At 63.0% G+C, this 15,126-nt stretch carries 15 protein-coding genes and 1 riboswitch; of the genes, 5 read left to right on the top strand and 10 right to left on the bottom strand.

What is annotated here, in order from left to right:
* Positions 1 to 2 precede the first annotated feature (2 nt).
* The 3 genes from NKH02_RS14640 (at position 3) to NKH02_RS14630 (ending at position 2,792) form a co-directional block, all read left to right on the top strand.
* Entirely contained in the window at positions 3 to 836 is an 834-nt protein-coding gene (locus NKH02_RS14640; protein ID WP_352879613.1) for a PA3715 family protein, read from the top strand.
* A 143-nt stretch (positions 837 to 979) separates the two neighbouring features.
* A complete protein-coding gene (locus tag NKH02_RS14635) occupies positions 980 to 1,450 on the top strand; it encodes a hypothetical protein (protein WP_352879612.1) in 471 nt (156 codons plus the stop codon).
* A gap of 166 nt (positions 1,451 to 1,616) precedes the next feature.
* On the top strand, positions 1,617 to 2,792 hold the full coding sequence (locus NKH02_RS14630) for a GGDEF domain-containing protein (RefSeq protein ID WP_352879610.1): 1,176 nt from the start codon (positions 1,617 to 1,619) through the stop codon (positions 2,790 to 2,792).
* An 8-nt stretch (positions 2,793 to 2,800) separates the two neighbouring features.
* Here the strand turns inward: NKH02_RS14630 and gcvP are convergent, their stop codons facing one another.
* From gcvP to gcvT, 3 genes are read right to left on the bottom strand one after another with little or no spacing between them, the layout of a single operon-like run.
* On the bottom strand, positions 2,801 to 5,611 hold the full coding sequence (gene gcvP / locus NKH02_RS14625; protein WP_352879608.1) for an aminomethyl-transferring glycine dehydrogenase: 2,811 nt from the start codon (positions 5,609 to 5,611) through the stop codon (positions 2,801 to 2,803).
* 17 nt (positions 5,612 to 5,628) lie between these two features.
* Positions 5,629 to 5,997 (bottom strand): glycine cleavage system protein GcvH, encoded by a 369-nt coding sequence (gene gcvH, locus NKH02_RS14620; protein WP_352879607.1) that lies wholly within the window; start codon positions 5,995 to 5,997, stop codon positions 5,629 to 5,631.
* A gap of 5 nt (positions 5,998 to 6,002) precedes the next feature.
* Positions 6,003 to 7,103, bottom strand: a complete 1,101-nt coding sequence (gene gcvT, locus NKH02_RS14615; RefSeq protein WP_352879605.1) for a glycine cleavage system aminomethyltransferase GcvT — start codon at positions 7,101 to 7,103, stop codon at positions 6,003 to 6,005.
* A gap of 149 nt (positions 7,104 to 7,252) precedes the next feature.
* A riboswitch (glycine riboswitch) is annotated at positions 7,253 to 7,340 on the bottom strand.
* Positions 7,341 to 7,621: 281 nt separating this feature from the next.
* Between gcvT and NKH02_RS14610 the strand changes: the two genes are divergently transcribed.
* Positions 7,622 to 8,623, top strand: coding sequence for a hypothetical protein (locus tag NKH02_RS14610; RefSeq protein ID WP_352879604.1), 1,002 nt, complete (start codon positions 7,622 to 7,624; stop codon positions 8,621 to 8,623).
* A gap of 38 nt (positions 8,624 to 8,661) precedes the next feature.
* Here NKH02_RS14610 and NKH02_RS14605 read toward each other — a convergent pair whose 3' ends face one another.
* Both NKH02_RS14605 and NKH02_RS14600 read right to left on the bottom strand, forming a co-directional pair.
* A complete protein-coding gene (locus NKH02_RS14605) occupies positions 8,662 to 9,390 on the bottom strand; it encodes a GntR family transcriptional regulator (RefSeq protein ID WP_352872191.1) in 729 nt (242 codons plus the stop codon).
* An 8-nt stretch (positions 9,391 to 9,398) separates the two neighbouring features.
* Positions 9,399 to 10,679, bottom strand: a complete 1,281-nt coding sequence (locus NKH02_RS14600; protein ID WP_352879602.1) for a D-amino acid dehydrogenase — start codon at positions 10,677 to 10,679, stop codon at positions 9,399 to 9,401.
* Positions 10,680 to 10,889: 210 nt separating this feature from the next.
* On the opposite strand from NKH02_RS14600, the gene NKH02_RS14595 reads away from it, so the two are divergent.
* Positions 10,890 to 11,684, top strand: a complete 795-nt coding sequence (locus tag NKH02_RS14595; RefSeq protein WP_352879600.1) for a maleate cis-trans isomerase family protein — start codon at positions 10,890 to 10,892, stop codon at positions 11,682 to 11,684.
* Positions 11,685 to 11,723: 39 nt separating this feature from the next.
* On the opposite strand, the gene NKH02_RS14590 is transcribed toward NKH02_RS14595, so the two are convergent.
* The 5 genes from NKH02_RS14590 to NKH02_RS14570 all read right to left on the bottom strand — a co-directional run.
* Entirely contained in the window at positions 11,724 to 12,515 is a 792-nt protein-coding gene (locus tag NKH02_RS14590) for a molybdopterin-binding protein (RefSeq protein ID WP_352879598.1), read from the bottom strand.
* A gap of 1 nt (position 12,516) precedes the next feature.
* Positions 12,517 to 13,398 carry a cytochrome b/b6 domain-containing protein gene (locus NKH02_RS14585; protein WP_352879596.1) on the bottom strand — a complete coding sequence of 294 codons (882 nt, stop codon included), beginning with the start codon at positions 13,396 to 13,398 and terminating at the stop codon, positions 12,517 to 12,519.
* A 103-nt stretch (positions 13,399 to 13,501) separates the two neighbouring features.
* Positions 13,502 to 14,173: a DUF1345 domain-containing protein gene (locus NKH02_RS14580; protein ID WP_352879595.1), complete on the bottom strand. Its 672-nt coding sequence runs from the start codon at positions 14,171 to 14,173 to the stop codon at positions 13,502 to 13,504.
* Positions 14,174 to 14,205: 32 nt separating this feature from the next.
* The gene (locus NKH02_RS14575; protein ID WP_352872198.1) at positions 14,206 to 14,673 is read right to left on the bottom strand and encodes a YaiI/YqxD family protein; all 468 of its coding nucleotides are present in this window, start codon (positions 14,671 to 14,673) and stop codon (positions 14,206 to 14,208) included.
* A gap of 67 nt (positions 14,674 to 14,740) precedes the next feature.
* Positions 14,741 to 15,126, bottom strand: a 386-nt coding sequence (locus tag NKH02_RS14570; protein WP_352879593.1) for an aldehyde-activating protein, incomplete at its 5' end; no start/stop codon positions are given.

The raw sequence follows: 15,126 nt of genomic DNA, 5'->3' as shown, positions 1-15,126 counted from the left end.
GAATGCTGTTGCGCACTCTCTTCCTCTTCGTCGGCCTTAACGCGGCCAGTTTGTCGCCCGCATGGGCTGCGGCCGACGACTGCGGCGATGCTTCCGCCTTGGTGCAGCAGGCCTATCCCAAGGCTCAAAAGAGCGCCGACGGCGCCTCGTTCAAGCTCGAACCCCATATCGGCATCACCCTGACGCGTCCGGATAGCGAGATGCCATTTGGCCTGGTCTGCAAGATCTGGCCCGCCCATGACGACCTGCTGTTGGTTGCGGTGCCGCTGATCGACAGCGCCCAGTCCCGCGACGACGGGCATGTCGGCGATGTCGAGCTTCTGGTCGTCGACAGGAACAGCCTGCAGGTGCGCCAGCGCCTGCTCCAGCCCGGGCTGATCACGGACGATGCCATCGCCATCCGCAAGATCGAATTCGATACCGGCCGCTATAGGCTGGCGTTCGATGTCAGCGCCTTCGGCCTGCGCATCGAAATGGCAAACCATTCGCAGCCCAACCCCTTCAGGGAAACCGACCTGCGGCTTTATGCGCTCGCCGGCGATGCCTTGCGCCTGGTGCTCGACGGCCTCGACGTGGCCGGCTTTGGTGGCGAAGGCGACGCCAGTTGCGCGGGATCCTTTCAGTCGAGCCAGGTCGGCCTGGCGATGAGCCCCGCAAGCCACCATGGCTATCACGACATCACCGTGGCCGAGCGGGTGGATACGGACAATCCGTCCGTCGACGAGAATGGTGAGTGCCAGTCTCATCCCGGCAAGTCCGCGAAGCGCACCTACCGGCTGCGCTATGACGGCAGTCGCTACCAGTTTCCCGAGGGGCTCAAAGCCTTGGAGCCGTGAAGCCTTCGTCTTGTGCCTGGTGGTTAATGGCTGGTGTGCTCGAAACCAGATTTTAGCGGCGTTTCGGCACCGAAGTTTAATCACCGCTAATGTAGTGTGTTTCCTTGAGAACGACCCGGCAAATCGGGCGATGAGGCAGGGGCATGCGTCACAATAACTTCACGGCAATGGCCGCTATGGCGGCCGTCTTGATGATGTCTGGCTGCACGACGGGCGGCGTCGACACCACCAAGACCACCGCCATCCAGCCGGCGGCAAAGGACGTCGACACCTCCGATCTGGCGCAAGGCAAGGCGCAGTTTCGCGACGCCAATTACGGCCTCGCCGAAAAGCACTTCCGCAAGGCCGTCGAGTTGAAGGCGGACAATGCCGAGGCCTGGATGGGGCTCGCCGCTTCCTATGATGAGCTCGGCCGCTTCGACTTCGCCGACCGCGCCTACGGCCAGCTTTTGAAAGTCGCCGGCCGCAAGCCTCAGATCGTCAACAACATGGGCTATTCGCAACTGCTGCGCGGCAATCGCAAGAAGGCCAAGGCGTTGCTGCTCGAGGCGAAGGCGGGCATGGTCGATCCCACCGTCGTCAACGCCAACCTCGCCTTGCTGAACAAGGGCTGATCTGGCCGTTGCGTCCTGGGTCCGGTTTCGGGACACAGGGCATCGACGCTTTGTAAACCCTATCGGCAGGTTGCGTCGAAAGATCGGCTGAAAACTCGTATCTGACGGCTGCCGCTGACCTAGGATGCAGCGCAACCCGCCGACGCTGGAGAGGCCTTCGCCCGATATGCTGGACTTCAGTTCGCTCCTGCTCGCAGCCGCGCTGTCGGGCATCTGCCTTAGCGTCACCATGTTCGCGATCTGGTTCACCGCGCCCAAGGCGGGCTTCGTCCTGACGGCGGCGTGCGGCATTCTGATGCTCGTCGCGCATGTGATCCTGTTCTGGCGATGCACCAAAGATCCCGATCCGCTGCTTTGCCAGATCGTGCTTGCGCTGCTCACTCTGGGGTTCCTGATCCTCTGCGTGTCAGCCATGCAATATCTGGGCGTGCCCGGCTACAGACGTGCCGTTGCACCGTCGCTTGCCGCCATGGCTGTCTGTGCCGTGGTGACGTTCCTGGGCCTTGACGGCGTCGGCTTCATCGTCACCTACATCACGGTGACGGCGCTGCTGTCGGCGATCGGCGCCATGTTCTGGATCAACGGCAGTCACGATCGCCGCATCCTGCTTGTGGTTTCGTTTCTGAGCGGCACCTGCGCGGTGTCGTTCGCGCTTTGTGGCGCGGTTCTGCTGGCCAAGGGGCAATGGACGCTGGCGGTCGCGCCAGACAACTGGGCAGAACGATTGAATTCCGTCGTGGCGGTGGCCTGCATGACCGGGCTCGGCGCCTTGACGCTCTCCCTCCACCATCTGCAGGCACAGATCGAGCTGAAGGCCGAGACCATGACCGACCCGCTAACGGGTTTGTTGAACCGCCGGGCGTTGACGTCGCTCTACGGCGAGCGGAGTTTCGGTCCGTTCATGTCCGTCGTCATGTTCGACCTCGATCATTTCAAGCGGACGAACGATGTCTATGGTCACCCGGTCGGGGACCAGGTTTTGTGCCGCTTCGCCGCGGTGATCAAGAAATATGCCAGGACGGGTGTCGACGCCTTTCGCCTGGGCGGCGAGGAATTCGCCGTCGTCATGTCGCGAATGACGGAAGAGAAGGCCCATGATCTCGCCAGCAAGATCTGTGTGGCCTTCGGCACCGAGATCGTCGCCACCCAACTCGGCAAGTTGCGCAGCACGGTCAGCGGCGGCCTCGGCTTTGGCGAGGCCGACGGCAGCAGCCTCGATAAGGTGCTGACCGAGGCCGATACGGCGCTCTACGCCGCCAAGCACGCCGGTCGAAATTGCGTCGTCAGCCGCAACCGGATGGGCGAGGCCGATCCGATCAAGCCGGCCTTGCGCTCAGCGTAGTCTGAGGGCTATTCCGCCGCGCCCAGATAGTCCGACAGGGGCGGGCACGAGCAGACCAGGTTGCGGTCGCCGGCGACATTGTCGATGCGTGAGACAGGTGGCCAGTACTTGGCTGCCGTGTCGGCGTCGCCGGCGGGATAGGCCGCCTCCAGGCGCGAGTAGGGATGGGTCCACTGGCCGGCCAGCACCTCGGCGGCGGTGTGCGGCGCGTTGACCAGCGGATTGTCGGCCAAAGGCCATTCGCCCCTGGCGACTTTCGCTGCCTCGCCTGATATGGCGATCATAGCCTCGCAGAAGCGGTCGAGCTCGCGCTTGGGCTCGGACTCGGTCGGCTCGACCATCAGCGTGCCGGCGACCGGGAAGGACATGGTCGGCGCGTGGAAGCCGTAGTCGATCAGGCGTTTGGCGACGTCGTCGACGCTGATGCCGGCGCTGTCCTTGAGCACGCGGGTGTCGAGGATGCATTCATGCGCGATGCGATCGTGCCTACCCTTGTAGAGAAGCGGGAAGTGCGGCGCGAGCCGTGTCGCCACGTAGTTGGCCGAGATGATGGCGGTCTCGGTCGCTTGCTTCAGGCCGGAGGCGCCCATCATGCGAATGTACATCCAGGTGATCGGCAGGATGGAAGCGCTGCCGAACGGCGCGGCCGACACGGCGTGCGCGGAACCCTCGGTGACATGTCCCGGCAGATAGGGCTCCAGATGCGCCTTGACGCCGATCGGGCCGATGCCCGGGCCACCGCCGCCATGAGGGATGCAGAAAGTCTTGTGCAGGTTCATATGACAGACGTCGGCGCCGATATCGGCGGGCCGCGCCAAGGCGACCAGGGCGTTGAGGTTGGCGCCATCGAAATAGACCTGGCCGCCATGCTCGTGGATGAGGGCGCAGAGGTGGCGTGCACCTTCCTCGTAGACGCCATGCGTCGAGGGGTAGGTGAACATCAGCGCCGCGAGATTCTTGGAATGCTCGTTGGCCTTGGCCCTCATATCGTCCATGTCGATATTGCCGTCCTCCAGGCAGCGCACGACGACAACGCTCATGCCGGCCATCGCCGCGCTCGCCGGATTGGTGCCATGCGCGGAGGAAGGAATCAGGCAGACGGTGCGATGGCCTTCGCCGCGCGAGCGATGATAGGCGCGGATTGCGAGCAGGCCGGCATACTCGCCCTGGCTGCCGGCATTGGGCTGCAGGCTAACGGCGTCGAAGCCGGTGATCTCCGACAGCCATCCTTCCAGTTCGTCGATCATGGCGCGATAGCCGGCCGAATGGCTTGCCGGCGCGAAGGGATGCAAATTGGCGATTTCAGGCCAGCTTACCGGCATCATTTCCGCCGCCGCGTTGAGCTTCATGGTGCAGGATCCGAGCGGGATCATGGCGCGGTCCAGCGCCAGGTCCTTGTCGGCCAGCCGGCGAAGGAAGCGCATCATCTCGGTTTCCGACTTGTTTTCGTGGAAAACAGGCTGGGTCAGAAACTCCTTGCCGCGCGGCTTGCCGGGCACTGTGCTGCCGGCTGAGGAACCCGCCTTGGCGCCGAACAGGGCCGCGATCGCCTCGAGATCGACATCGGTCGAGGTTTCGTCGAAGCTGATGCCGACATGGTCGGCATCGATGACGCGCAGCAGCCGGCCGGTCTTTTCAGCCGCGGTGGCGATCTGCGCCGCCTTGCCCTTGGTCTCCACCGTCACCGTGTCGAAACGGCTGGCGCCGATCAACGACACGCCTGCCGCTTCGAGGCCGCTTGCCAGACGATTGGCCAGCGCGTGGATACGCCCGGCAATCCCCTGCAGCCCGGCGGGGCCGTGCCAGATGGCATAGGCGGTCGCCATGTTGGCAAGCAGCGCCTGCGCGGTGCAGATGTTGGATGTCGCCTTGTCACGGCGGATATGCTGCTCGCGTGTCTGCAAGGCAAGCCGGTAGCCGGGCCGGCCTTTGCTATCGGTGGATTGGCCGACCAGGCGGCCGGGCATCAGCCGCGTCAGTCTGTCGGAGACGGCGCAATAGGCGGCGTGCGGCCCGCCAAAGCCCATCGGCACGCCAAAACGCTGCATCGGGCCGACGGCAATGTCGGCGCCGAGCTTGGCCGGCGCGTCGGTCAGCGTCAGGCCGAGCGGGTCGGCGATGAAGACGACGATGGCACCGGTCGCCCGGGCCTTTTCGATGGCTGCCTTGTGGTCGCCATAGACGCCTAACGTATCCGGCCAGGAGACGAGCAGGGCGGCGGTGTTGTCGTCGATCGTGTCGCCATTGATCTCGATGCCGAGCGGCTCGGCGCGGGTGCGCACCACATCCAGCGTCTGCGGATGCGGCGTGCCGGCAAATGCGATCTTGGTGCGCTTGTCGCGGTGGTGGCGCAAGGCGATGCCGACGGCTTCGGCGACCGCGGTCGCTTCATCGAGCAAGGAGGCCGATGCCACCGGCAGGCCGGTCAGTTCAGTGACCAGCGTCTGGAAGTTGAACAGCATCTCGAGCCTGCCCTGGCTGATCTCGGCCTGATAGGGCGTGTAGGCCGTATACCAGGCTGGATTCTCGAACAGGTTGCGCTGGATCACCGGCGGCACATGGACGCCGTGATAGCCGGCGCCGATGAAGCTCTTCAGCACCGTATTCTTGGCCATGGTCGCCGACAATTCGGCCAGCGCCTCCGCTTCGCTGGCCGGCGCGGGCAGGGTCAGCGGCGAGTCGAGGCGGATCGACTGCGGCACGGCCTGGCTGATCAGCGTCTCGACGGACGGAACGCCGATCACGGCAAGCATGGCTCTGACATCGTTTATATCAGGACCGATATGGCGGGCCGAGAAGGGAGTGAGTGCTGCGGTCATGTCAATACTTCCTGATATCAGCCGATACGAGCTTTGTAGGCGGCTTCATCCATGAGGCCGGCGAGCTGGCCTTCGTCGGCAAGCTTCATCTTCCACAGCCAGCCGGCCCCGGTTGCCGCCGAGTTGACCAGTGATGGATCCGACGACAGCGTGCCGTTGGCTTCGGTGATCTCGCCATCGACCGGCGCATAGACATCGGATGCCGCCTTGACGGATTCGACGACGACGGCGGTATCGCCCTTGCTCAGCTTCTTTCCGGTCTCCGGCAGTTCGACGAAAACGAGATCGCCGAGCTGCTCCTGCGCGTAGTCGGTGATGCCGACAGTGGCGATGCCGCCCTCGACGCGGAGCCATTCGTGATCTGATGTGAAATAGGTCGTTGCCATTGAAATCATCCTTTGCGGTAGCGATGCGGTGTGAAGGGCAGGGAGCTAATATCGACGGGGATCTTCGTGCCGCGAACATCGGCGAAAACCCGTGTTCCGGGCTTGGCCAGTGATGCCGTGACATAGCCCATGGCGACCGGATGGCCGGCTGACGGGCCGAAGCCGCCTGACGTGACATGGCCGGCGGGATTGCCGTCGGCGTCAAAGAGCGCGGCACCGGCGCGCACCGGCTGGCGACCTTCCGGCTTCAGCCCGACCCGCTTTTGCGCGGGTCCCCGTTCCACGGCGGCGCGCAGCGCATCGGCGCCGATGAAAGCGCCGGTGGCACGGATCTCCTTCGGGATCGCCCACATCAGTGCGGCGCTGGCCGGGTCGGTCTCCGGCGTGATGTCCTGGCCGTGCAGGCAGAGGCCTGCTTCCAGCCGCAGGCTGTCGCGGGCGGCCAGCCCGATCCACAGCACGCGTTCATCGCCGAGCAGCTTCGCAACGAGATCGCGCGCATCGGCCTCCGGCAGGCCGATTTCAAAACCGTCCTCGCCGGTATAACCGGAGCGGCTCATGAACCAGTTCTTCCTCGGTTCGACCCCATGCATGAACAGCAGCGAGCCGGTCTCGATGCCGGCGCGGGAAAGGGCCGCCCACGCTTCAGGACCCTGGATGGCAAGGAAGACGCGGTCGAGCGGCTCGACTCTGACGTCGAAATCCGCGGCAAGCGCACGCAAATGCTTTTCGTCGGCGACGGCGTTGCCGGCGTTGGCGACCACCATGAACCTGATATCGCCCAGCCTGGTGACGATCAGATCGTCCAGAATGCCGCCGGCTTCGTTGAGGAAGAAGGACAATTTGGATTGCGAGATTTCGAGCGCGCCGGCGTCCAGCGGGCAGGCGCGGTTGAGCAGTGAAACCACCTCCGGCCCGCTGACCTCGAACAGTTTCATATGCGAGATGTCGAACAGGCCGGCCCGTTCGCGGGTGTGAAGGTGTTCCTTCATGACGCCGGCCGGATAGGTCAGCGGCATCGACCAGCCGGCAAAGGCGCCAAAGCGCGCACCTGCGGCCACATGGATATCTTCGAGGGGAAGGTGTTTTGTGTCGTCGCCCGTCATGTCATCTCCAGAGTCGCACGCAATCGGTCGCGAATGGCGACCAGTCCGTGCCCCTCTGTCTGAAGCCTGAGAGACTTGCGCAGCCGGAACTCTGTCAGCGGCGCTTACACCTTCGGCGCGGGGGCAAGCCCCGACTTTCCAGAGTGTCTTTCCCGTCTACGGTTCTTTTTGCCTGAGAGATTTCGGGCGATTTCCCCTTCGGCGGCAGCTTTCGCTGCTCTCTCCCGCAAACAGGTAGGACTCAGACCCTGAGTCCTCGACGCGCCATCCATAGCTTGTGCGCGACGGCTTGTCACCTGTCGGCGACATCTAAAGCGCGTCGCGCTGGCGATGCGCTTTAGATCCTTGTTTTGATGCCTGTCGTTCTCCCAAAACCGCGGCATACTTTTGGGCGACATGCATTGGCCGACAAGTCTTCACTAACCACGCCGTTTGCCGGTTTTTCAAGACACTGCTGATATGTTGGCGGGCATGACGCTTTGGGGCCGGCATTGGACGGCGGCGGACGGGGACGACAAATGGGCGAATTGATCATGAGTGCGCCGGTGGCCGGGCTGACCTCGAAAAGCCGCATCGCCGCGGAGGACGTGGCGATGTTGCGCCATGAGGTGTTCGGCGACGGTGTGGTGACGCGCGGCGAGGCCGAGGCGCTGTTCGCGCTCGATGCCATGGCGAAGGACAAATGCCCGGAATGGCCGCTTTTCTTCATCGAGGCGGTCACCGACTACATCGTCCACCAGGAAAAGCCGTCGGGCTATATCTCGCAGGACAATGCCGACTGGCTGATCCGTACGATCTCGCGCGACGGCATGGTCGACAGCCGGGCCGAACTCGAATTGCTGGTGCACGTGCTGGAAGCGGCGAGATCGTCACCGGGCCAGCTTTGCGTCTATGCGCTGCAACAGGTCGCCCACGCCGTTATCGACGGCAAGGGGCCGCTGATGCTCGGCGGCGCACTGGTTCCCGGGCTGATCGCCAAGGCCGAGGTCGAACTGCTGCGCCGTATCCTCCACGCCCACGGTGGCGACGGCAACATTGCCATCACGCGCGCCGAGGCAGAGGTGCTGTTCAAGATCAACGAGCGGACCGCCCAAGCCAGCAACGATCCGTCGTGGAACGACCTGTTCGTCAAGGGGATCGCCAATTTCGTCATTTGCTCGGTCGGTTATGAAGCGCCGACGCGCGATGTGGCACTACGCCGTGATGCCTTCCTCGAACACGCCGATCCGGAAATCGGCGGCTTCTTCAGCCGGATGGTCTCCGGCGGCCTTGCCGGCATCATGGAGGCCTATCGGTCCCCTGATGACATCGAAGCGGAGTGGGAAGCCAAGAACAGGGCGGCCGAGGCCCTGGCGCGCCGCGCCGAGACGATCGATGCCGGTGAAGCCGGCTGGCTGATCGAGCATATCGGCGTGGACCGGCCTCTGTATGAGAACGAACGCGCGCTGCTGACGCTGATCAAACACGCCTCGCCGGAAATCCATCCGGTGCTGAGGCCGCTGCTCGACAAGATTGCCTGACCGGTCAAGGGTCGAATGATCAAATCTGGGTTGCCTGATCAGATCTGGTCGGCGTCGATGTATATCCGGGCCAAACCTTCCCGAACGGTCGACATGGCATCGGCGACACTGATGGCGATGTGGTCATGCATCAGCCTGGCGGCCCTGTCGGCATCGCGGGTCACCATGGCTCGGGCGATCTCGCTGTGTTCGGTGTAGGTCGTCGACAGTCGCCGGTGCTTCTCCACTTCGATCTTGCGAACGAAATGGATGCGCGTGTTGATGCCTTCGAGCATGCGCGCCAGTTCGGGATTGCCCGACAGCCTGGCGATGCGGATGTGAAATTCCTCGTCCCTGGCGGTCAGTTCGGCGCTGGAAAATGAGTCGGCGCGCGCCATGGTGAGCGCCCACCAGTCGACGAGCGCGGCGAGTTCCTCATTGGTTGCGCGCTCAATCGCCAGCCTGACGGAGCGCTCCTCGAGCACGGCCCGCACGTCGGAAAGATTGACGATCTCGTCGACATCGAAGCCGCGGCAAAAGAAGCCGCGATTGGTCTGAAAGGTGATGAGTTCCTCCGTGACCAGCCGCTGGAGGGCCTCCCGGATCGGGCTGCGGCTGACATTCAGCCTCGCGGCAAGCGCCACTTCGTTGATGCGTTCGTTCGGCTTGAAGCGATAATCCATCGCCATGCGACGGATTTCTTCATAGACACGCGGGCCGGTCTTCATCGGCTTGGATGCCAACGCGGCGCTGTTGTCCTGGTTGGTTTGCCTGATGGGTCGGAGCATGGCGTCTGTCATGCCTTTGCGGCACTCGGTTCGGTGAACCGGGCCTGTGTGGGAAGGATACCATCGAGGGCGATCGGCGCGGACCGGCCGGCGATCAGATCGGCGACGATGCGGGCCGAGCCATGCGCCATGGTCCAGCCGATGTGGCCGTGGCCGGTGTTCAGCCAGAGGTTTTTGATGTTGCGCAGGCCGAGGACCGGCAGGTTGTCGGGCGTCATCGGTCTCAGGCAGGCCCGCATTTCGGCGCGATCATAGGCGATGCCGCGCGGGAACAGGTCCTGCGTCACGCGCTTCATGAAGGCGAAATCCGAGGGTTTGTGGCTGCGATCATAGCCCGCGAACTCAGCGGTCGCGGTGACGCGGATGCGATCGCCCATCGGCGTGATGGCAACGAGATTGTGCTCGTCGATAACGGGAAGTTTTGGAGCCAGGGCGGGGTCGACGATTGGAATGGTCAGCGAATATCCCTTGACCGGATAGATCGGCAGACCAAGGCCGATCTTGCGGGCGAGGATCGGGCTCTCCGCGCCCAAACACAGAACGTAGGCGTCGGCCAGAAACTCTCCCTTGTCGGTGACGACCCGCGCGATCACGTCGTTTCTGCGTTCGATCCCGACGATCCTGGTGCCGGTCAGGATATTGCCGCCCCTCGTTTCGACGATGGCCGCCAGCGCGCGCGTGAACTTTGCGGCATCGCCGGTTTCGTCGGTCGGACACAATATGCCGCCGGCAATGCTGCCGCGCGACGAAGCCAGCGCCGGCTCGCGGTGAACGATTTCCCGCGCGTCGACAATGCGGATCTCCTGGCCGTCGGCTTCCAGCAGTCGCATGTTGGCGACGCCCTTGTCGAGCGCCTGACGGCTGCGGTGGAAGTAAAGAATGCCGGCCGACGTCCTGTCGTATCGGATCGCCTCCTCCCTGACGACCGCCTGCAGGACCGATTGGGAATGGACCGCAAGCCGATGTTTGAGGAGGGTGTTGCGGCGCGCCCTGGCGGCCGTGCATTGCATGAGGAAGCGCAGCGACCAGCTGTAGAGATGCGGGTCGGCGGAGAGTTTGAAACGAAGCGCCTGGTCTTTCAGGAAAAGCGACTTCAGCAGGGTTTTGGGGGCGGACGGCGATGACCAGACGAAGGAGTGGCCGGGCGCGATCATGCCGGCATTTGCCCAGCTTGCGCCCTCGGCCACCCGCGGTGCCTGCTCGAGAACGGTGACGGCGTGGCCGTCCTTTTGCAACTGATAGGCCGTGGTGATCCCGACCACGCCCCCGCCCAAGATCAATACGCGCATTGCCGTCCCGAATGGCTGTCGTTCTATTGTCGACAATTCAATAGGAAGACGCCGGTCCTTGTCAACGGCGCATGGACAAGCGGTCCACTCAAACGCATAATGCAAGCATTTCCTGGTGCCAAATCTGCGCGGAGCCCTTGACACCTCTGGCATTGTTGCCGTTTCTATTGTCGACAATTCTGATTGGGATCAGGAAAAGGGGACTGTACCATGGACGCCCCGGGTACCCGCGCCGACAACGCGCTTGTCCTCGACAAGGAACACATTCCCTTCAAGACCGACGACGGTATCGGCACCCGCGCCAATCTCGGCCTGCTCGTGCTGCGGACCGACCAGACCATCGAGGATGAATTCCGCTACGCGCTGCCCGCGAACGACATCGCGCTGTACGAGGCTCGTCTTTACAGCGATGTCGAGATCACGCCGGAAAACCTGATGAAGATGTCGGCCGTCATCCCCGCAACGGTTGGCCTGTTGCCCGACGTCAAGTTCGATGTGATCGGCTTTGCCTGCACGTCGGGAGCGCTTGTCATTGGTGAAGACAAGGTTGCCGCGCGCGTTCACGAGGTGCTGCCGGGCGTGCAAGTGACCAACCCGGTGACGGCGGCGCGGGCCGCGCTGAAGGCCCTGGGCGTCTCGCGGATCGCGCTGCTCACCCCTTACCTCGCGAAAATCAATCACTCGCTACGGGCATCGCTGATGGTGCGGGGGATGGATATTCCGGTCATGGGCTCCTTCAACGAAGCGGACGACAATGTCGTTGCGCGCATCACGCCGGCATCGGTCAAGCAGGCCATTTTGGAGATCGGCGCGTCGAGCGACTGCGAGGCCGTGTTCGTTTCCTGCACCAGCATGCGCGTTGCCCGGGTCATCGAGGAGGTCGAGAAGGAGCTGAAGAAACCGGTCACATCGAGCAATCATGCACTTGCCTGGCATATGCTGCGACTTGGCGGCATTAGCGAGCAGATTGCCGGAAAAGGCGAGCTGTTTCGCCGCTCGCTGTAAGCGCGGTCATTTCAAGCCGAGGCGCTTGCGGTGTGCGGTTCATATCCCGCCGTACCAGTCGTAGCCATTGTCTTCCCAATAGCCGCCCCTGCCGCCGCCGATAGTGGCGAAGCCGTCGACCAGCTCGATCTTATAGAGATATTTCGGCATCTTATAGCCGAGCTGGCGTTCCACACGAACGCGCAGCGGCGCGCCGTTCTCGACCGGCAGCGGCTTGCCGTTCACGCCATAAGCGAGGATCGTCTGCGGGTGATGGGCATCGATCAGGTCGATGCTGCCGTAATATTTGATGTCTCCGGAGAGGCCGCGGTCGATCGTGTCGAGGCAATGGAACATGACGTAGCGTGCCTGCGGCTTGACCATCGCCTGGTCCAGCACCAGTGACAGCGGCGTGCCGGTCCATTTGGCGATGCAGCTCCAGCCTTCGACACAGTCATGGCGCGTGATCTGGGTGCGGCTCGGCATGTTCATCAATTGCTCACGGCTGAGCGACAGCGGCTTTTCGACCAGGCCTGAAACTTCCAGCCGCCAGTCGGCGAAGTTGTTGGCGAGCAGGCCTTTGTAGACATCATCATCGGGAGCGGTGACACCGTTCGGCCGCTGCGGCTGGCGGATGTCGGCTTCGGTGAATTCCGGCGCCAGGGCGTCACGTCCGGCGAGCAGGCGCTGTGCCCGATATGTCAGGTCATTGGCGTTTTCGAGGAAACCGCGCAAGCCGCTGCCAACGCTCAACTGGCTGTCGAAGGCATCGCAGCCCGACAGCATGATACCGGAGGCGCCGAGACTGGCACCCGTCAGGAATTTGCGGCGACTGATCTCAAACTTCGCCATGTCACGCACTCCTCTCGGTTGTCTTGTCGTCCTGTGCGGATGGATCGGTGCGGTACCAGCCGGTGATGATCGAACGCAGTTCGTTTATCGGGCCGGCGGCGAGGATCATCAGGATATGAACGACGAAGAAGGCGACCAGCAGCACCATGACGGTGAAATGGATGGTGCGTGCCGTCTGCCGGCCACCGAGCAGATCGTTGAGATACGGCAGCACTGAATTCATGCTTGGTGACATCGCCAGGCCGGTGATGATCATAAGCGGCAACAGCACGAACAGCACGCCGCCATAGGCCATCTTCTGCAGCGTGTTGTATTCCCGCGTATGATGGAATTTGAGCTTCGCGTGGTCGACGATGTCCCGCGGCAGGCGCTTGAGATCATCGAGGCGTGGCGTGAGATCGCGGCGCAGATGGCCGTTCACAGTGCTGGCGACCAGCCAGACGATCAAGGTCGTGGTCAGTATCCAGGCAAAGAAGAAGTGTACGACGCGGGCGGTGCCGAGGTCATAATAGGACGGTATGGTCGCCCAGGAAGGAAAGGCGCGGGACGTCTCCTGGCCCGCCGGCCCCGACCAGCCGAGTACGCCCGTGGTGTCGAAGCGATACCCAAGGATTTCGGTGTAGCCACGCGGTCCGGCGTCGGTGTTTTCGGCACCGATGGCGAAGATCGTATTGTTGTAGCCGAAGCCTGACTCCTTGCCGATATAGAGCTGCGGACGGGCATTGAAGATCTGCAAGCCTGACAGCAGCATGAAGAACAGCGAGATGGCCCAGAGCCAATGCGTCAGCCGCGTCCAGCGCGACTGCCGGTAGATCAGCGGTTTTTCGTTCGACGCCGAAGCACCGGGATCGGCGGCGGATTGGCTTCTGGCAACGGATTCCATCTTGTCTCGTCTCCGGGCCTCACGGCGTGGCCTGCGCGTTCATTGTCCTCCTGATACGTCGCGATCCAAACCAATGTTTCATCCGATCACGGATTTATTACGACTAGCGTAGATTGATGGCGAGATTGACGGCGGCGGCGACGATGACCGTATTGAAGAAGAAGGAAAGGATCGAATGGATAAGCACGACACGTCGCATATGCGTGGTCGTGATGTTGGTGTCGGCGGTTTGTGCCGTCATGCCGATAACCGTCGAGAAGTAGAGGAAATCCCAGCCTTCCGGCCGTTTGTCGCCCGGAAACAGCAGTCCTCCGACGGGGATATTCTTCTTGGTCTCGGCGTCGACCGCATCGCCGTCCATCCAGTAGACATGGGCATAGTGGAGCGCCGCCATGGCATGGATGGTGAACCAGCCGAGCGGGATCGAGAGCAGCGCGAAGATGAGTTCGATGGGATGGGCGCTGCCTTTCTGATTGATCAGTTGGAACAGCGAGAAGGTGGCAACGCCGACGACGACAAGCGTCACGGCGAAGATGACCAGCACCGGCTGGTCGGTGGCGCGCGCATTCTTGCTCAGATATCTGCCGGTGAATTTTGGCATATGGGCAACGACAAGACTGACGTAGGCGGCAAAGAATGCGTTGGCGCCGATCGAATAGGCGAGCGAGGCATGAAGCAGCAACGCCACGGCAAGCGCCACGACGCCGAAGCAGGCCGACACCGCGAACAGCATGTGGCGCTGCAAGGGAGACTTCATCGGGGTTTCGGCAGCCATGGCGGTTCCAACCTTGGAATGGCGCTCGGTTTCTATTGCGGTGTGACGGATTTAAGCGCCCGCCGCAAGATGCGGTCGAGTTCGCCGAGAAAGCGCGAACGGTCCTGTGGGGCGAAGCTGGCGTTGTAGCCCTTGCTCTCGCCGGTCTCTCGCAGGTGCTGTTTGAGGTCGCGCATCGCCACCGCCATGCCGATCGTTTCCGGCGTGAAGGGACGTCCGGTCGGCCCGAGCACATGCGCGCCGAGCGCCACCGCGCGGGCGGCCAGCGGAATGTCCGCGGTGATCACGATGTCGTTGGTCCGCGCATTGTCGACGATCCAGTCGTCGGCGGCATCGGCGCCCTTGGACACAACGACGTTGCGGATCATCGAGTCGCGGGAAGGGCGCAAGCCCCCATTGGAGACGTAGGTGACGACAACGCCATGGCGCTCGGCGACCTTTTCGACCTCGGCCTTGACCGGGCAGGCGTCGGCATCGACGTAGATGGCAGGTATGGGCATCGCTGGTTCCAATGAGCATGGGGCCAGACGATTTCGTCCGGCCCCATGGATACAATCCGATCGGTTGCTAAGCCGGCAAGGCGCCGGACTTCTTCGCCGTCCAGGTGGCGATATAATCCATCAAGCCGGGGTTGAGGCAGTCATAGGGTTCGAGACCGATCGACTTGAGCTGTGACCGGATGCCGTCCATGCGGCTCGGGTCGACACCGGACTCGATGATCGAGGAGACGAAGGCGGTGAAGCCCGGCGGCGACCAGCCGTCCTCCTCGAAGCGTTCGGGATGGATGAAGGACAGGCCCTTGAACGCGTGGTCGCGCTCGACCGGTCCGTGCAGGTGAACACCGCAGCCGGTGCAGGCATGGCGCTGAATCAGCGCGCTCGGATCGACCACCTTCAGCTTGTCGCCGTTTTCGGTCACGGTCACGTCGCTCGTACCGGCAACCGCCACGACCG

It is taken from the genome of Mesorhizobium sp. M1396, assembly GCF_040317725.1.
Lineage (GTDB): Bacteria > Pseudomonadota > Alphaproteobacteria > Rhizobiales > Rhizobiaceae > Mesorhizobium.
The sequence above is the reverse complement of the archived record's forward strand: the minus strand, read 5'-3'. Positions and strand labels throughout refer to the sequence as shown.